Genomic DNA, 17,411 nt, shown 5'->3' with positions numbered 1-17,411 from the left:
TCGCGCTCCGCAGTCGGACGATCACAACCTCGCGCGGGTGAAGGAATACCCCTGCGAAACGGGTCCGGAAGGGGTCCGCTAACCGCTGGCCGATGAATTTCGGAAATGCATTTGCTGTGCATTGACCGGATTCCTCGCCGCGTATTACGTTCCGTCCGCATCCGATTCCGCCAGGAGGTCCGTCCATGCACATTTCCAGCAGTTGGCGTGCGGTCGCGGTGACCGCCGCACTGACCCTGGCCGGCTCCAGCCTGGCCGGGGCGAGCTCCAGCCAGAGCCGTCACGACGATGCGTGGGTCGGCACCTGGGCGACCGCGGTCACCCACGGCGACGCAACCGGCTCGACCAACACCGGGCTGACCGACCAGAGCGTCCGGCTGGTGGTCCGGCCGACCGTCGGCGGCGACAAGATCCGGATCCGGCTGTCGAACATCTACGGCGAGAAGACCGTCACCGTCGGCGCGGCAACCGTTGCCAAGCCCAACAAGTCGACGCCGGAGCTGTCCGACATCGACCCGAACACCCTGCGTACGTTGACGTTCAACGGCTCCGGCAGCGCATCGATGGTGAAGGGCAGCGAACTGCTGAGCGATCCGGTGAATCTGCGGCTGGGCACGCTCGACGACCTCGTCGTCAGCCTCTACTTCCCGGAGAACACCGGCCCGACCACGTTCCACGGCTCGTCGATCCAGGACAACTTCGTCGGCCCGACGAACCTGGTCACCCAGCCGGGCGGGGCGGCGTACACGCTGACCCGTCGCTGCTGCTGGTTCTTCCTGTCCGGCGTGGACGTGCAGACCGACGACTCGGCCGGCTCGATCGTCGTGCTCGGCGACTCGATCACCGACGGCACCAACAGCACGTTCAACGCGAACAACCGCTGGCCCGACCAGCTCGCCGAGCGGTTGGCCGCGGCGGCCGGGACCAAGCCGTTCCCGAGCGTGCTGAACGCGGGTCTGGCCGGGAGCCGGCTCAACCACGAGGGCACCGAGCCGTCCGACAACGGTGCGTTCCCCGGGTTCGGTGAGGTCGGGGTGAACTCGCTGGCCCGGCTGAACGAGGACGTGTTCGCGCAGACCGACGTACGCACCGTCATCACCGAGCTGGGCATCAACGACATCTGGATGTCCGACGACTCGGCGGCCGAGATCATCGGCGCGCTCCGGCAGGTCAACGCGCAGGCCAAGGAACGCGGACTGCGCAGCTTGGTCACCACGATCACGCCGTTCGAGGGACTCTCCGGCACCGACAGCTGGACGCCGGCGAAGGAGGCCACCCGGCAGGCGGTGAACAGCTACCTGCGCTCGAGCCACGAGTTCGACGGCGTGCTCGACTTCGACAAGGTGCTGCGCGACCCGGCCGCGCCTTCGAAGCTGCTGGCGGCGCTGGACTCCGGTGACCACATCCACCCGAACGACACGGGCTACCAGGCGATGGCCGCCTCCGTCCCGCTGAACCTGGTGCGCTGACCGGGATGCGCACCGCCAACGAGATCCTTGCCGCGCTGGGATCCGAGGACGGGCGCCGCGATCCGATGCCGCTCTTCGCCGAGCTGCATCGGATCGGCCCGGTCTGCCGGCTCGCTCCCGGGAGTTCGCCGTACGCGGTCGTCGTCAACGGGTACGACGCCGCCCAGGCGGCGCTGAAGGACACCAGGTTCCATCGGTTGCTGTCGGCGGATCCGAACCCGAAGGAGCCGGTACTGCGACGGCTCGGCGGGTCGATGATGTTCCGCAACGAGCCGGACCATCTGCGGATGCGCAAGGTGTTCCAGGCGGTCCTGACGCCACGCCGGCTGACCGGGTTCGAACCGGTGGTGGACGCCTTGGCCGCCGAGCTCCTGGACGACCTGGGCAAGGCCGGAGCCAACGGCCAGGTGATCGATTTCGTCGACTTCGCGTACCGGTTGCCGATCACCGTGATCGGCACGTTCCTGGGCATCCCGCGCTCGGACTTCGGTTGGTTCCGGGACCGGACGCAGCGGATCGACGACTACCTCGATCTCGGCGGCAAGGCCCCCGAGCGGCTGGCGGCGGCGAACCAGGCGGCCGAGGAACTCAACGACTACTACGCCCGGATGATCGCCGACCGCCGGATCCGTCCCCGGGACGACCTGGTCGGATCACTCGTGCACGCGCTGGATTCGGGGACGTCGGGGATCGACCAGCAGGAGCTGATCGACAACCTGCTCGTGCTGGTGAACGCCAGCTTCGTGACCACGATGAACCTCCTCACCAACGGACTCGAGCAGCTCCTCTCCCAGCCCGCGCTGGTCGAGGCCGTGCGCGACGATCCCGGACTGGCAGCGGACTACGTCGAGGAGATCCTCCGGCACCAGAGCTCGGTGCAGTTGATCAGCCGGAAGGCATCCGTCGACCTCGAGCTGGCCGGCGAGCCGATCAGCGCGGGGAGTCTCGTCCTCATCCTGCCCGGCGCGGCGAACCGCGATCCGATCAAGCATGCGGACGCGGACACCTTCGATCCGGGACGCGATGATCTGCAGCACCTGTCGTTCGGGGCGGGTCCGTTCTACTGCGTCGGGGCCGCGCTCGCCCGGATGGAAGGGCGTGCGGCGTTCGGGCAGCTGTTCCAACGGTTCCCGAACCTGCGGTTCGAGGGAGAGCCCGTGCGCAGTCATAGCCTGCTGTTGCGTGGACACAGCTCCATGCCGATCCGATTGGGGTGAACCGATGCCATTGGACCCGCAGGTCGAGACGATGCGCGCCGAGCGTGAGGGCAACCAGGTGCCACAGCTCTACACCCAGACCTTGGCCGAGGCCAGGGCGGCCGACCTCGCGTCCATCCAGGCCGCGGGTGGGGATGTCGAGCCAGTTCACCACGTGGAGAACCTCACGACCGAGGGCGGCGTACCGCTGCGGGTTTACCGGCCGGATCTGACCGTTCCATTGCCGACGGTGATCTACTTCTTCGGCGGCGGCTGGACGCTGGGCAGCATCGAGACCGCCGACGGCATCAGCCGTACGCTGGCCAACGCCGTTCCCTGTCAGGTGATCACGGTCGGCTATCGGCTGGCGCCGGAGCATCCGTTCCCAGCCGCGGTGCATGACTGCCACAACGCCACGCAGTGGATCGCCGCGCACGCCGGCGAGCTGCAGGTCGATCCGTCGCGGCTCGTCGTCGGTGGTGACAGTGCCGGCGGCAACCTTGCGGCGGCGACCACGTTGCTTGCCCGCGACAACGGTCCGGCGCTGGCGGGGCAGTTGCTCGTCTACCCGAACACCCGCTACGGATCAGACACCATCTCGATGCGGGCCGGAGACGATCCGTACCTTTTCAACAAGACCTCGGTCGGCTGGTACTGGGACCACTACCTGACCGACCCGGCCGACGGTCTCAACCCGCTCGCGTCACCACTGCTCGCCGAGTCGCACGCGGATCTCCCGCCCGCGCTGGTGATCACCGCGGAGTACGATCCGCTCCGCGACGAAGGCGAGTACTACGCCGAGAAGCTGCATGCCGCCGGAGTCCCGACCACCCTCAGCCGGTACGACGGCATGGTGCACGGCTTCTTCGCGATGTCCGGCATCCTCGACGGCGGCAAGTTGGCGATGGCCGAGGCGTCGGCCTGGTTGAGCGGGATCTTCCGCGATGCCTGAGGAATCGCCGAGCCACGATGGCTGACAGCCTCGCCGACTACGAGTCCCTGGCGGCAGCGGTTCTCCCGGCCGCAGTCCGGGACTTTGTTGCCGGTGGCAGCGGTTCCGAGCTGACGCTGCGCCGCAACCGTGCGGCTCTGGACGCGATCACGCTCACGCCCCGCGTGCTCGCCGGGATCGACGAACCCGACCCGTCCCGCATGCTGCTCGGCAGTCAGCTCACGATGCCGGTCGGAGTCGCCCCCATGGCGTACCAGCGGCTCCTGCACCCCGAAGGGGAACTCCTCCTCGCGGCTGCGGCCGCGACGGCCGGAATCCCTTATGTCATCAGCACTCTGAGCAGCGTCCCGTTGGAGAAGATCGCCGCGGTGACGCCCTCATGGTTCCAGCTGTACTGGTTACGAGATCGCGGCCTGGTCAGGACTCTGGTAGAGCGTGCCACCGCAGCGGGTTGCGGTGCGCTGATGGTGACCGTCGACGTGCCGGTGATGGGACGCCGGTTGCGCGATGTCCGCAACTCCTTCGCACTGCCGCCGGAGGTCGTTGCGGCCAACATTGTCGACATGGCGACAGAGGCACATGCCGCCGCGCCCGGGCTGTCGGCAGTCGCCGTGCACACCGCGTCCGCGTTCGAGCCCGCTGTCGGCTGGTCCGACCTGCAGTGGCTTCGAAGTTCAAGTGAACTTCCGCTGGTGGTGAAGGGGATTCTGGACCCGCGCGACGCCACGCGGGCCGCTGACCTGGGTGCGGACGGGGTGGTGGTCTCGAACCACGGTGGACGCCAGCTGGACGGCGCACCGGCCTCGATCGACGCGCTCGGACCGGTCGTCGATGCCATTGGCAACCACTGCACTGTGCTGGTGGATGGTGGAATGCGAGGGGGCATCGATGTGGTGAAGGCACTCGCGCTAGGTGCTTCCGCCGTACTGATCGGACGGCCGTTGCTGTGGGCACTGGCTGTGAATGCTGTGGATGAAGCGCTGGCTCTCCTCAGACAAGAGCTGCGCGATGCGATGCTGCTGGCCGGATGTGCGGACCTGGCCGCGGTCGCGCGGCTGACGACGGGGAGGACCCCATGGCTGATCTCGAGCTGACCGAGCTGCACGGCTCGCTCACCGATCGCGCGCTGAACTCGATGAACTTCCTCAACGAGGTGTCGCACCACTACCCGGACGCGATCTCGCTCGCCGCCGGGCGCCCGACCGAGGAGTACTTCGCGCTCGAGGACCTGCATCGCTACCTTGAGCTGTTCGCCGATCACCTGCGCTCGAAGGGGTACGACGAGTCGGCGGTGCGGCGGACGATCTTCCAGTACGGCCGGACCAAGGGCATCATCCACGACCTGGTCGCCCGCAACCTCGCGGTCGACGAGGACATCCACGTCGATCCCGAGGCGATCGTCGTCACGGTCGGCTGCCAGGAGGCGATGGTCCTCACCCTGCGGGCACTGCGCTCCGGCCCGGACGACGTGCTGCTGGCGATCTCCCCGACGTACGTCGGAATCACCGGTGCGGCTCGCTTGCTCGACTTCCCCGTGTTGCCGGTGACCGAGGACGACGATCTCGCCGCGGTGGTGAAGGCGGCCCGTGCGGACGGATTGCGGCCGCGAGGCTGCTATGTGATGCCGGACTTCGCCAACCCTTCCGGGCTCAGCCTCGATGTGGACGCCAGGCGGCGATTGCTGGAGGTCGCGGCCGAGCAGGAATTGCTCCTGCTCGAGGACAACCCGTACGGACTGTTCCCGGCCTGGGGCGTTGCTCGCGTGCCGACGCTGAAGGCCCTCGACACCGAGCGCCGCGTCGTCTACCTCGGTTCGTTCGCCAAGACCGGCCTGCCCGGCGCGCGGGTCGGGTACGTCGTCGCCGACCAGACCGTCGCCGCCCCGGGCGGGAGCATCAACCTTCTCGCCGACGAACTGTCGAAGCTCAAGAGCATGCTCACCGTCAACACCTCGCCGGTCGCGCAGGCGGTGATCGGCGGCAAGCTGCTCGCGCACGACTGCAGCCTGGTCGCCGCGAACCGGCGCGAGCGCGCGGTGTACGCCGCCAACCTCCGCGCGATCACCGACGGCCTGGCCGCCCGGTTCCCCGGTGGTGAGATCACCTGGACTGTGCCGTCCGGTGGCTTCTTCGTGGTCGTCACCGTGCCCTTCCCGGTCGACGACGTACTGCTGGAGAGGTCGGCCCACGAGTACGGCGTGCTCTGGACCCCGATGAGCCACTTCTACGAGGGCGACACCCCGATCCACGCCCTCCGCCTGTCGTGCAGCGCGGTCACGCCGGTCCAGATCGACGCCGCCCTGAACCGTCTCGCCGCGCTCATCGCCGACCAACTGCCGTAACTGGTCCTCCCGGACGGGCCGGAACTGGATCTGTAGGGCGTGCCGGTCCACTTCTAGCGTGAAGTCATGACCACCACGTGCGAGATCCCCACCGTCCAGGTAGCCACCGCCGAGCGCCTGGTGACCGGCCGGTTCGGGCGGTTGCTGGTGATGGTGTTCGGGTCCGGCCTGAGCATGTACCTGCTCACCTCGGTCGTCCCGCTCTACCTGGCCGCCAACGGCTCGGGCGGGATCGGGGCCGGGCTGTCGACCGGCGCGATGATGCTGTCCGCGGTCGGCGTCGAGCTGCTCGTGCCGCGGATGCTGGCCCACTGGGGCTACCAGGTCGTCCTCGGCCTCGGGCTGGTCCTGCTCGGCGCTCCCTCGCTGGTCCTCCTGACCACCGCGTCGCTGCCGGCCGTCCTGGCCGTCTGCGTCGTCCGCGGCGCCGGCCTGGCGATCCTGGTCGTCGGCGCGGTCGCCCTGGTCGCCGACCTCACTCCCGCGGCCCGCCGCGGCGAGGGACTGGGCATCTACGGCATCGCCGTCGGCGTCCCGGCCGTCATCGGCCTGCCGCTCGGCGTCTACCTGACCAACCGGATCGGCTTCGACGCCCTGTTCGTCCTCGCCGCGTTCAGCTCGCTCGCCGGACTCGTCACTCTCGTGGGTCTGCCGGCTCGGGTCTCAGCCGAGGAGCAGCACGTGAAGGTGCTCGGCGGCGTACGGCGCAGCGGTCTGCTGATGCCGACCTTCGTCTTCGCGGCCGTGACCGTCGCCGCCGGGATCAGCGTCACCTTCCTGCCCCTGGCCGTCGCCGCGGACAGGCACTCCCTCGTCGCCACCGCTCTGCTGCTGCAGGCCGCGACCGCGCCCGGCGCACGCTGGCTGGCCGGCCGGTACGGCGACCGCGTCGGCCCGGCGAAGTTGCTGGCACCGGCGTTGATCCTCGCCGCGCTGGGTGCCGGCTCGTTGGTGCTGATCGGCAACCCGATCGCCATCGTGGCCGGCTCGACACTGTTCGGCATCGGCTTCGGCGCCGCGCAGAACCTCACCCTGACGATGATGTACCACCGAGTCCCGAACTCCCGCTACGGCCAGGTCAGCGCGTTGTGGAACCTCGCGTACGACGGTGGATGGGGAATGGGCGCCATCATCTTCGGCGCTGTTGTCGCCGGGGCCGGTTACCCACTCGCCTTCGGGCTGACCGCACTCGTCGTTGCGGCTGCTGTCGTACCCGCCGTCAAGGCCCTCCGGCCCAGCTAAGCCCGCCAGCACTCCCACCCGCCACCATTTCAAGGGTTGAGCCTGAAATGGGGCTGTCTATTCGGTGTGAGGTTGGCGCATGTGGCCGGCTACGTCCGAATGCCCGGGGTGCCTTGAGCTGATCGGTGGAGTCGCCGGACCCGCGGACCGCGGACAGGTGCTGGGGACCTGGGACATGGCGCGGCGTGTCCGAGGTCGCCAGGTGGTGTCCCAGGGTCCCGGATCCGCGCCGGACCTGGCCACCAGATGGACACCCGGTCACCGGCCCAGACTGTGTGGCGCGGATCGAGGCTGGTCTGGGCGGAAGTGGAGGCCGGTGGGGGTGCAGGTCGACAGGAGGTCTCGGCCCTGCTCTCGCCCAGTCGCCCGATCTCACGCCTGAACACCCCGCGCGAGCGCCGCCCCAGGACCGACACATCCTGTCGACCTGCACATCCGGGCCGCCCACAACTGCACCGGCGAAGACCGCCACCCCCACGGGCCCGGGACACGCCCAGAGCCTCAATTGGTTGAAAGGCGATAGCGCGGAGGGCTGCTGGGCGTCAGAGCTTTCCCCTGACCGGGGTGGTGGGGTGGGGTCAGAGTTTGCGGAGCCTGACCCAGCGGACGGCGTGGTCGGGGCCTTTGCGGAGGACCAGGGTTGCGCGGGAGCGGGTGGGGAGGATGTTCTCGCGCAGGTTGGGGCCGTTGATGCCGTCCCAGAGCGACTCGGCCTTCTTGACCGCCTCCTCCCGGCTCAGCTCGCCGTAGCGGACGAAGTACGACTCCGGGTTGCGGAACGCCGTCTCCCACAGCTTGAGGAAGCGGTGCACGTACCAGGACCGGATGTCGTCGGCGGCCGCGTCGACGTACACGGAGAAGTCGAAGAAGTCGCTGACCGCGAGGCCGCTCTTGCCGTCCGCGTGCCGGGGCGCGGGCTGCAGGACGTTCAGGCCCTCGAGCAGCAGGATGTCGGGCTGCTCGACCGTCGTCCGTACGCCGTTCATCCGGTCGTAGTGCAGGTGGGAGTAGACCGGCGCCTCGACCGCGTCCATGCCGGACTTCACCTCGACCACGAAGCGCAGCAGCGACTTGCGGTCGTACGACTCCGGGAAGCCCTTGCGCATCATCAGGCTCCGGCGCTCGAGCTCCGCGTTCGGCCAGAGGAAGCCGTCGGTGGTGACGAGCGCGACCCGCGGGTGCTCGGGCCAGCGGGCCAGCAGTTCGCGCAGCAACCGGGCGGTGGTGGACTTGCCGACGGCAACCGATCCGCCGATGCCGATCACGAACGGGGTCCGGGTCGCGGCCGGCTTGCCGAGGAAGCTCTCGGTGTCGGCGTGCAGCGCGCGGGCGTGCCGGACGTAGAGCGAGAGGATCCGCGACAACGGCAGGTAGACCTCGCGGACCTCGTCCATGTCGATCTCGTCACCTAGGCCGCGCAGCCGCTCGATCTCGTCCACCGTCAGTGGGGAGACAGTCGTCTCGGCCAGTTGCGCCCAGGCGGCACGGTCGAGCTCGGTGTAGGGAGTCACCTCCCGCGACGGCTGCAGCATGAGCCCCATTCTTCCCATCCGCCGGGGGTGCACCCACACCGGGAGGCAGTGGGCTTCGTCTCAATCGGACAACGCCGAAACTTTCGGACCCGCGGCGCCCGGGAGTGACCGGGGTCGTGTGCAAGGATCCGGCGTGATGTTCGACCCCTGCTGGCTCGGCTCTCAGCGGTTGCCCGAGGTGACCGTGCACGCCTCGGGGGCGCTGGCCCAGACGATCCGGGCCGAGCTCCGGCAGACCCGCCGGATCCGGAACGGCGTGGAAGTCGCGCTGTGCGTGCTGACCCGGGTCCGGGAATCGCCGTTGTGGCAGGAGGTCGAGGCCGCGCTGCCGCTCGACGGGCTGGCTGCGGAGGGCTTCGTGGTGGTGCGACGAGGCAACCAACTGGTCGTCGCCGCCGAAGGCGGCCGTGGCTTGCTGTACGGGTACTTCTACCTGCTGCGGTACTTCGAGTGGATGACCGGTGACTTCACCGTGGTCGAGCGGCCGGCCATTCCGGTCCGGATGCTCGATCACTGGGACAACCTGGCGGGTTCCGTCGAGCGCGGGTACTCAGGTGGATCGATATTCTTCCGCGACGGCCGGGTGGTCCAGGATCTGACCCGGGTGCGGGCGTACGCCCGGATGCTGGCGTCGATCGGGATCAACGCGGTCGCGATGGCCGAGACCCGGTTGCTCGCCGACCATCTCCCGGATGTATCCCGGCTGGCGGCGGTGTTCCGCGAGTACGGGATCGCGCTGAGCCTGGCGGTCGAGATGACCGATCCACCGGACGAGCGGGCGGCGCAGTGGTGGTCGGCCGCGGTCGGGCGCTTGTACGACGCCATACCCGATCTCGGTGGGTTAGTGGTGTCGGCGGACTCCGAGGGGTGGTCGCCCGCGGACGGTGCGAACCTGCTCGCCCGGGCGTTGGCGCCGTACGGCGGGAGTGTGTTCTGGCGGTGTTCCGGGTACGGCGGCCGGCCGGACTGGCGGGATCGGCGGACGGATCGCGCGCGGGCGGCGTACGACCACTTCATCCCGCTGGACGGGCGGTTCGACGAGAACGTCGTACTGCAGGTGAAGCACGGGCCGCTGGACTTCCAGGCGCGCGAGGCGATGTCGCCGTTGCTGGGGGAGTTGCAGGAGACCGCGTTCGCGGTGGAGTTGCAGGTGACGCAGGAGTACACCGGGCAGCAGCAGGACCTGTGCTACCTCGGACCGTGGTGGCGGGAGATCCTGCAGTTCGACACGACCGGAGCGGGCGGGCCTACCGTTGCCGAGCGCACCGATGCGATCGTTGCCGTCGCCAACGTCGGCGACGATCCGAACTGGACCGGGCACAAGCTTGCCCAGAGCAACCTGTATGCGTACGGCCGGCTGGCCTGGGATCCGGGTGCCGATCCGGTCAGCCTGCTGCACGAGTGGGCCGCGGCGACCTTCGCGATGGACGATCGGACCCGATCCGAGCTGGTGTCGATCATGGCCGAGTCCTGGCAGACATACGAGCGCTACACCGCGCCGCTCGGGGTCGGGTTCATGGTCGCGCCGGAGACGCACTACGGCCCGAACGTGAACGGGTACCAGTACTCGGCGCGCGGGACGTACCACTTCGCCGACCGCTACGGCGTCGGCGTCGACCGCACGGTCGCGACCGGCTCCGGCTTCACCGGGCAGTACCCCGAGCCCCTCGCGAGCCGCTACGAGAACCTCAGCACCTGCCCCGACGAGCTCCTGCTGTTCTTCCATCACGTTGGGTACGACCACGTCCTGCAGAGCGGCCGCACCGTCCTGCAGCACATCTACGACACCCACTTCCAGGGGTACGACGAGGTGGCGGCGATGCTGACCCGCTGGAAGGCCATCGCGGACCGCTTCGAGCCCGTGGTGCGCGAGAACATCACCTCCCGGCTGGAGGCGCAGCTCGCCAACGCCGCCGACTGGCGGGATCAGGTGAACACGTACTTCTACCGTCTCAGCGGGATAGGGGACGCGGAGGGCCGCACGATCTACGGGTAGGCTGGCCGAAAGTTTCGAGGGGGAGGCGCTCGTGGGTCAGCGGATGACGATCGCGAAGATCGCGGAGCAGGCCGGGGTCTCGGTCCCCACCGTCTCCAAGGTGCTGAACGGTCGCGCCGACGTCGCCGCGGACACCCGGGCCAAGGTCGAGGGCATCATCCAGGAGCACGGCTACCAGCGCCGGACCGCGACTACGGCGAGCAGCCCGATGATCGACCTGGTGTTTCCCGAGCTGAGTGGGGAATGGGCGATCCAGCTGATCCGAGGGGTCGAGGGTGTGCTCCGGGTGGCGGGCGTCGAGCTGGTGCTGTCCGAGTGTGGCGACGCCCGGCGGCCGCGGCAGGACTGGATCGAGTCCGTCCTGAACCGGCGGCCGCTCGGCGTGATCATGGTGTTCTCCGACCTCGACCCGGACCAGCGGGCGCAGCTGGAGGCGCGGCGGATCCCGTTCGTCGTGGTCGACCCGATCGGTGACGAGGGGGACGACGTACCGTCCATCGGCTCGGCGAACTGGAACGGCGGGCGGATGGCGACGCTGCATCTGCGCAAGCTCGAGCACACCCGGATCGGGATGATCGGCGGCCCGGTCGAGACGCTCTGCTCGCGGATGCGCGTCGACGGGTACCAGGACGCGTTGCGCTCGACCGGGATCGCGGTCGATCCCGAGCTGATCCGCGCGGGTGACTTCAGCGTCAGCGGCGGTCACCGGGAAGCTCTCGCGTTGCTCCGGTTGCCTGAGCGGCCGACGGCGATCTTCGCGGGCAGCGACATGCAGGCGCTCGGTGTCTACCAGGCCGCGCGCGAGCTCGGCCTGGAGATCCCGCGCGACCTCTCGGTGGTCGGGTACGACGACCTCCCGGTGGCGCAGTGGGTCGGTCCGACGCTGACGACCGTCCACCAGCCACTGCACCAGATGGCCGAGCTGGCCGCCCGCCTCGTCCTCGACCTCGCCCGCGGCGTCACCCCGGCCGCCCTCCGGATGGACCTGGCTGTGGAGATGCGGATCCGCCAGTCGACGGCGCCCCCGGTGGGCTGACCTCCGCGCCACCAGCGGCGCGTGCTCTTGCGCTGGAGGCGTCCGGTTAGGGTGAGAACCATGATCGTCGGCGTGGGCATCGATGTGGTCGACGTCGAGCGGTTCATGAAGACGCTCGAGCGAACTCCCGGTCTGCGGGATCGGGTGTTCACGCCGGCCGAGGCGGTCCGGCCGCCGGCTTCGCTGGCTGCTCGCTTCGCGGCGAAGGAAGCGCTGGCCAAGGCACTCGGCGCACCTGCGGGCATGCTGTGGCACGACGCCGAGGTGCAGACCGACGAAACCGGCCGGCCGTGGCTGGAGATCACCGGCACGGTCGCTGCCCAGGCTTCGCGGCTCGGTGTCCAGAGTCTGCATCTGTCGCTGAGCCACGACGCCGGCATCGCCTCCGCCGTGGTCATCCTGGAGGGCTGAACATGCGCCGCGCGCACACCGTCGAACAGGTCCGGGCCGCCGAGGCCGAGCTGATGGCCCGGCTACCTGAGGGCACCTTGATGCAGCGGGCGGCGACCGGCCTGGTAGTTGCCATCAGCAACTTCCTCGGCGGGACGTACGGCACCCGCGTCGTGCTGCTGATCGGCTCCGGCGACAACGGCGGCGACGCCCTGTACGCCGGTGCCCGGCTCGCCCGCCGCGGCGCCCAGGTCACCGCCGTCCTGCTCTCCGCCAGCGCTCACGCAGCCGGTCTGGAGGCTTTGAAAGCAGCCGGTGGCCGCGTCGGCTCGACCGACGACATCCGCACGGCCGACGTGGTGGTCGACGGCATCGTCGGCATCGGCGGTCGCCCCGGCCTCCGCCCGGACGCCTTGGCCGCGGTCGAGTCGGCCGACGAGTACGACGTACCGATCGTCGCCGTCGACACCCCGTCCGGCGTCGACGTCGACACGGGCGAGACCCCGGAACCGCACGTCCGCGCAGCACTCACCGTCACCTTCGGCACCCACAAGATCTGCCACTTCATCGACCCTGCCGCCACCGCCTGCGGCCCGGTCCACCTCGTCGACATCGGCCTCGACCTCCCACCAGCACCGGTCGAATCCCTCCAGGCTGCCGACGTCCGCGCCCGCTACCCCGTCCCGCACGGCGAGTCCGACAAGTACTCCCGCGGCGTCCTCGGCCTGATGGTCGGCTCCACGCAATACCCGGGCGCCGCGGTCATCGCCACCGCCGGCGCCCTCGGCGGCCCCGTCGGCATGGTCCGGTACGTCGGCCCGGACGCTGTCGCAGCCGAAGTCCGGGCAGCCCACCCGGAGATCGTGGCCGGCGACGGACGCGTGCAGGCGTGGACCATCGGCTCCGGTCTCGGCGACGAACTCGACATCGACCGGATCCGCGAACTCCTCGACGCCGAGGAGCCCGTCGTCCTCGATGCGGACGGACTGAAGGCGCTCGACGAGTCCGGCGACCACACCGGCGTACTCGTCACTCCGCACGCCGGCGAGTTGGCCCGCATGCTCGGCGTCGACCGCTCCACGGTCGAAGCCAAGCGCCTCGAGCACGCCCGGCTCGCCGCCGAACGCTTCGACGTCACCGTCCTCCTCAAGGGCTCGACGACCGTCATCGCCACCCCCGACGGGCACGTCCGCGTCAACACCAACGCCACCCCGTGGTTGGCCACCGCCGGCGCCGGCGACGTCCTGGCCGGTCTCTGTGGCGCGCTGCTCGCGTCCGGTCTCCCGGCCCTCGATGCGGCTTCCCTCGGCGCCTATCTGCACGCCGCCGCGGCCAACCTCGCTTCGTCGAGTGCCCCGGTCACGGCCCTCTCGGTGGCGGCCGCTCTGCCGGAAGCCACGCGGTACGTGTTGCGCGCCTGAGTGTGTGGACGTAGGACTGGATCTGCCAGTGCCTCCACCGCCTTTGGAGCGTGCACGTGAAGCGATTCGTGGGGTTCGTCGTCCTTGCTCTGATTGCTGTGCTGCCGGTGCCGGTCGCATCGGCGAGTGTGGCCAAGCCGTATGTGGCTGATCGGCAGACGAAGATCGACGTGATGGGGGAGTGGGCCCATCCCGACGATGACACCAGCATCATCGGGCCCTGCGGGGTCTGGCATCAGCGGTACGGCGTGAAGTGTGGCGTGATCCAGGTGACGCGCGGTGAAGGCGGCGGCAACGCGGTCGGCAACGAGCTCGGCCCCGACCTCGGTCTGCGCCGCGAGAACGAGGACCGCGTCGCGCACTACCGCTCTGGCACCGTCGACATCTTCAACCTCGACCGGATCGACTTCTTCTACAACCAGAGCGCCCCGCTGACGCAGTACTTCTGGGACGAGGAGGAGACGCTGCGCCGGGTGACCCGGGTCATCCGCGAGACGCAGCCGGAGATCTACATCGGCTTCACGCCGACCCTCGCCGCCGGTCACGGCAACCACCAGCAGGCCGGCCGGCTGATCTGGGAAGGCGTCATCGCAGCCGCCGACCCGAACCGGTTCCCCGAGCAGCTGAAGGGCCCGCACGCGCTCAGCACCTGGCAGGTGAAGAAGGTCTTCTCCGGCGGCACCACCGCCGGCACCGGCGGTACGACGACAGCCGCGAACTGCACCACCGGCTTCACCCCGACCGGCCTGGACACCGTCGCGGGCGTGTGGACCGGCTACGACTCGCCGTACAAATGGCCGGCCGGGAACGTGCAAGGACAGCCGGCCGGGACCGCGAAGATCTGGCAGCAGATCGCGGACGAGGGGCGCTCGGCGTACCCGACGCAGAGCCGGGTGATGTTCAAGGGGACTTCGGTTCCGGCGTGCTCGCGGTTCGGCATGACCGAGTCGTTCGTGCCGTTCCAGCCGAACAGCAGTCCGCAGGCTGGGCTCGACGAAGCGATCCTGTTCGGCGCGACCAAGCCCGATCCCGGTGGGCTCCCGCTGGGGACCTTGGAGTACCTGACCTTCTCGCGGTTCTACAACGTCGCCGGTGAGCCGTTCCAGGCGACCGTGCACCTCCAGGCGCCGTCCGGGAAGCTTGCCGAAGGCAACATCGAGCTGACCGTGCCGGCCGGGTGGACCACGGACGGACCGAAGCCCGTCCCGGCGAAGTCGACCGCCGACATCACCTTCACGGTGACCCCGGCGGCCAACGCGCCGGTGGACCAGAACGCGAAGGTCGCCGCCCGCTACACCACCGCTCATGCGTCCGGCTACACCGACAACGTCGTACGGATCGTGGCCGCGGCGGAAGGTCGATTCCAGCGGTGGGGGAACTGGCAGGAGTACGACCAGTGGCTGCAGAACACCGCGCCGCAGGCCAACCGTCTCGGCCGGTCGCAGGCTATCCAGTCGATGGGGATCGGCCAGACGATCGACCTGCCGGTTGTCGTGCACAACTGGTCGGCGCAGCAGCAGAGTGGTGCGGTGTCGCTCGACCTGCCGGCCGACTTCACGGTCGACACGCTCTCGAAGCCGTACGACCTTCAGCCCGGCGCGGACGCCACCGTGACGTTCAAGCTGACCAACACCGACACGTCACTGCCGGCCAACCAGAACGTGTCGATCCCGATCCGGACCGCCACGGGCAGTGAGACGCTGACGCTGACTCTGGTGCCGACGACGGTCATCCCGCAGGCGACCCCGGTGGTCGACGGCAAGGCGGGGCCGGGCGAGTACCCGGGCCCGACGCTCGACCTCGGCCGGATCTGGCAGGGTGCGGCCACCTGCACCGGCGTGGACGACTGCGGAGTTTCGTCAACCGGAGAAGGCAGTACGGCGAAGGTGAGCTGGTCCGGCGACGCGCTCTACTTCTTCGTCCACGTGCGCGACGACTACCAGTCGTACGCCGTGACTCCGGCGGAGTGTGTCGGTCACTGGCAGGCCGACTCCGTCGAGATCCTGCTCGACCCGCGTGGGAACGCATCGGAGGCGCTGAAGGACACCGCGAACACGTTCAAGCTCGGCATCTTCCCGTTCACCCAGAGCGGCGGGCCCTGCTGGGAGCGGGATGCGGACAACCACCAGGGCTACTCGAGCGGTTCGCTCGACACCGGCAACGCACCGGGCGTGCAGGTCGCGTCGACCGCGCAGTGGGTCGGCAGCAACGAGACCACGGTCCCGCACGCATACGCCGGTGGCGGGTACGACCTCGAGGTCAAGATCCCGCTGGCCGACCTGCCCGCCGCCGTCGACCCGACCCGGCTGGGCCTGAACATCACGCCGTACGACAACGACGACACCTCGGCTGCCGGTACGACGACGCTGCGGCACATCGACATGAGTACGCGGCTGGCCTGGTCGGCGCTCGGATCGGTCCAGTCCGACCCGTACCGCTGGGGGCTCGCGACCCTGCCGGGCTACACGCCACCGGCGGATCGCCCGACCACCCCGGCACCGCCGAACGTCTCCAGCCCGAACCTGAACGGAGCCCTGTCGCCCCAGACCATCGCCCAATCCGCCCGCAACGGCGTACCGATCTCCGGCCGCGTCCCGACCAGCGACCTGAAGATCCTGTCCGCCGGACTCAGCGGAAACGCCGTGGACATCGTCACCAGTTCGAGTGGAGCCGGTACGGCCCGGGCGTTCCTGACCACCGGCCAGCTCGGTGCGATCCCGGTCTGGACAACCAGCTGTTCACCGGCTGCGGACCCAGCGCCCGACTACGGTCTGACGCCCTGCGCAGTCACCGACGGCGGCATCCCGCCATGGTCCCCGGACATGAGCGGTCATCTCGTCACACAGTCCAGCCAGCAGATCAACCACGGCGTCCAGCACTGGTCCATCCCACTCACCGCGGCCCAACGCGCCACGCTGAGTGCCGACGGCCGGCTGCTCGTCTCCTACGAAACCCCGCAGAACGAGGTCCAGGCGTTCGACCTCCAGCTCAGCCGGCGGTGAAGTCGAGGCCGCCGGCCGCTGTCCGGAGCTTCAACGTGGACGAGTCGATCTCGTAGCTGACGTCGCCCTTCAAGGCATTGAGGAGAGTGGTCTCGAGGGTCGCCGCGTCGCCGGTGCAGGCGCGGCGGGTGGTGGCGAGTTCACCGAAGGTGAGCTTGCCGGTGGAACGCGCCACCATGCCCTGGAAGTCGTTGCACCCGGTCGATCCGGTGACGCGCTCGCCGTTGAGGGTCATCCACGCCTTCTCGAAGCCGGCCTGGTGGGTGGCGGCATCGCCGGTGATGACCGTGGTCAGGGTCCACTTGGTGCCGTCCAGGGCGCGAGCCGGCTCGGCGGTGGCGCGGTCGACCAGTGAGATCGTCGTGCTGCCGGCGGTGAGGTCGAGCTTGCTACCGTCGAGCTTCCAGGCCGGTTTGCCGGAGAGGATGTTCGCGAGCCAGGAGTCCTGACCCTGCTGCAGACCGGGGCAACCCATCATGGTCATCGCCAGCCCGCCCTCGAGCGTCAGCTTGCCGCCGCTCGTCGACACCTTCGACTGCATCGAGTTACAGCCGGCGTCCGCGACCAGGCGGCCGTCGTCGGTGAACGTCAGGCGGACCAGGGTGTTCGGCGCGAGCTGCTTGGGCTGCCCGTTCTCGGTCACGGCAGTGGACAGGAACGACTTGCCGGTCAGTGACGCACCCGTGTCGGGCTCGTTCCCACAGGCGGTCAGGACCAGCAGCAAACCGGCGGCGGCCAGGGCGATCGTCCGCATCTTCACACCCTACGGACGCCGGCGGTTCGGCCTTCGTTGCAGTGTGAAGGCTTGGTTAAGTCGGGCCCCCGAGTTGGCAG

General features: G+C 69.3%; 13 protein-coding genes. 11 read left to right on the top strand and 2 right to left on the bottom strand.

Going from position 1 to position 17,411, the window contains the following annotated elements:
* Positions 1-185: 185 nt before the first annotated feature.
* From OG558_RS05510 to OG558_RS05485, 6 genes are all read left to right on the top strand, one after another.
* On the top strand, positions 186-1,469 hold the full coding sequence (locus OG558_RS05510) for an SGNH/GDSL hydrolase family protein (RefSeq protein ID WP_405069246.1): 1,284 nt from the start codon (positions 186-188) through the stop codon (positions 1,467-1,469).
* A gap of 5 nt (positions 1,470-1,474) precedes the next feature.
* The gene (locus tag OG558_RS05505) at positions 1,475-2,686 is read left to right on the top strand and encodes a cytochrome P450 (RefSeq protein WP_405069245.1); all 1,212 of its coding nucleotides are present in this window, start codon (positions 1,475-1,477) and stop codon (positions 2,684-2,686) included.
* A 4-nt stretch (positions 2,687-2,690) separates the two neighbouring features.
* Positions 2,691-3,617, top strand: a complete 927-nt coding sequence (locus OG558_RS05500; protein WP_405069244.1) for an alpha/beta hydrolase — start codon at positions 2,691-2,693, stop codon at positions 3,615-3,617.
* 17 nt (positions 3,618-3,634) lie between these two features.
* Positions 3,635-4,711, top strand: a complete 1,077-nt coding sequence (locus OG558_RS05495) for an alpha-hydroxy acid oxidase (RefSeq protein ID WP_405069243.1) — start codon at positions 3,635-3,637, stop codon at positions 4,709-4,711.
* The gene (locus OG558_RS05490) at positions 4,693-5,958 is read left to right on the top strand and encodes a PLP-dependent aminotransferase family protein (protein ID WP_405069242.1); all 1,266 of its coding nucleotides are present in this window, start codon (positions 4,693-4,695) and stop codon (positions 5,956-5,958) included. Before OG558_RS05495 ends, OG558_RS05490 begins: the two co-directional genes overlap by 19 nt.
* Before the next feature lie 66 nt (positions 5,959-6,024).
* Positions 6,025-7,200 carry an MFS transporter gene (locus tag OG558_RS05485; protein ID WP_405069241.1) on the top strand — a complete coding sequence of 392 codons (1,176 nt, stop codon included), beginning with the start codon at positions 6,025-6,027 and terminating at the stop codon, positions 7,198-7,200.
* 578 nt (positions 7,201-7,778) lie between these two features.
* Here the strand turns inward: OG558_RS05485 and coaA are convergent.
* A complete protein-coding gene (gene coaA, locus OG558_RS05480; protein WP_329482058.1) occupies positions 7,779-8,732 on the bottom strand; it encodes a type I pantothenate kinase in 954 nt (317 codons plus the stop codon).
* A 136-nt stretch (positions 8,733-8,868) separates the two neighbouring features.
* Between coaA and OG558_RS05475 the strand changes: the two genes are divergently transcribed.
* Genes OG558_RS05475 through OG558_RS05455 form a run of 5 tightly spaced genes read left to right on the top strand, consistent with a single transcriptional unit; the run spans position 8,869 to position 16,577 of the window.
* Positions 8,869-10,728, top strand: coding sequence for an alpha-glucuronidase (locus OG558_RS05475; protein WP_405072111.1), 1,860 nt, complete (start codon positions 8,869-8,871; stop codon positions 10,726-10,728).
* A 43-nt stretch (positions 10,729-10,771) separates the two neighbouring features.
* The gene (locus tag OG558_RS05470; protein WP_405069240.1) at positions 10,772-11,764 is read left to right on the top strand and encodes a LacI family DNA-binding transcriptional regulator; all 993 of its coding nucleotides are present in this window, start codon (positions 10,772-10,774) and stop codon (positions 11,762-11,764) included.
* A gap of 60 nt (positions 11,765-11,824) precedes the next feature.
* Positions 11,825-12,175, top strand: coding sequence for a holo-ACP synthase (locus tag OG558_RS05465; protein ID WP_405069239.1), 351 nt, complete (start codon positions 11,825-11,827; stop codon positions 12,173-12,175).
* 2 nt (positions 12,176-12,177) lie between these two features.
* The gene (locus OG558_RS05460) at positions 12,178-13,575 is read left to right on the top strand and encodes an NAD(P)H-hydrate dehydratase (RefSeq protein ID WP_405069238.1); all 1,398 of its coding nucleotides are present in this window, start codon (positions 12,178-12,180) and stop codon (positions 13,573-13,575) included.
* Between the two features lie 56 nt (positions 13,576-13,631).
* Positions 13,632-16,577: a PIG-L family deacetylase gene (locus OG558_RS05455; RefSeq protein ID WP_405069237.1), complete on the top strand. Its 2,946-nt coding sequence runs from the start codon at positions 13,632-13,634 to the stop codon at positions 16,575-16,577.
* Here the strand turns inward: OG558_RS05455 and OG558_RS05450 are convergent.
* Positions 16,564-17,331 carry an META domain-containing protein gene (locus OG558_RS05450; protein WP_405069236.1) on the bottom strand — a complete coding sequence of 256 codons (768 nt, stop codon included), beginning with the start codon at positions 17,329-17,331 and terminating at the stop codon, positions 16,564-16,566. The two genes, OG558_RS05455 and OG558_RS05450, sit on opposite strands and share 14 nt — an antisense overlap.
* Between the last annotated feature and the right edge of the window lie 80 nt (positions 17,332-17,411).

It is taken from the genome of Kribbella sp. NBC_01510 (assembly GCF_045040325.1).
In the GTDB taxonomy this organism is placed as follows: domain Bacteria; phylum Actinomycetota; class Actinomycetes; order Propionibacteriales; family Kribbellaceae; genus Kribbella.
This window is presented reverse-complemented; position numbering and strand designations above follow the sequence as displayed.

What these genes read in the sequence shown, in the direction of transcription:
- OG558_RS05500 (WP_405069244.1), top strand. Translation starts at nt 2,691, where the DNA reads ATGCCATTGGACCCGCAGGTCGAGACGATGCGCGCCGAGCGTGAGGGC.
- OG558_RS05495 (WP_405069243.1), top strand. Translation starts at nt 3,635, where the DNA reads ATGGCTGACAGCCTCGCCGACTACGAGTCCCTGGCGGCAGCGGTTCTC.
- OG558_RS05465 (WP_405069239.1), top strand. Translation starts at nt 11,825, where the DNA reads ATGATCGTCGGCGTGGGCATCGATGTGGTCGACGTCGAGCGGTTCATG.
- coaA (WP_329482058.1), bottom strand. Translation starts at nt 8,732, where the DNA reads ATGCTGCAGCCGTCGCGGGAGGTGACTCCCTACACCGAGCTCGACCGT.
- OG558_RS05510 (WP_405069246.1), top strand. Translation starts at nt 186, where the DNA reads ATGCACATTTCCAGCAGTTGGCGTGCGGTCGCGGTGACCGCCGCACTG.
- OG558_RS05470 (WP_405069240.1), top strand. Translation starts at nt 10,772, where the DNA reads ATGACGATCGCGAAGATCGCGGAGCAGGCCGGGGTCTCGGTCCCCACC.
- OG558_RS05505 (WP_405069245.1), top strand. Translation starts at nt 1,475, where the DNA reads ATGCGCACCGCCAACGAGATCCTTGCCGCGCTGGGATCCGAGGACGGG.
- OG558_RS05490 (WP_405069242.1), top strand. Translation starts at nt 4,693, where the DNA reads ATGGCTGATCTCGAGCTGACCGAGCTGCACGGCTCGCTCACCGATCGC.
- OG558_RS05485 (WP_405069241.1), top strand. Translation starts at nt 6,025, where the DNA reads ATGACCACCACGTGCGAGATCCCCACCGTCCAGGTAGCCACCGCCGAG.
- OG558_RS05460 (WP_405069238.1), top strand. Translation starts at nt 12,178, where the DNA reads ATGCGCCGCGCGCACACCGTCGAACAGGTCCGGGCCGCCGAGGCCGAG.
- OG558_RS05475 (WP_405072111.1), top strand. Translation starts at nt 8,869, where the DNA reads ATGTTCGACCCCTGCTGGCTCGGCTCTCAGCGGTTGCCCGAGGTGACC.
- OG558_RS05450 (WP_405069236.1), bottom strand. Translation starts at nt 17,331, where the DNA reads ATGCGGACGATCGCCCTGGCCGCCGCCGGTTTGCTGCTGGTCCTGACC.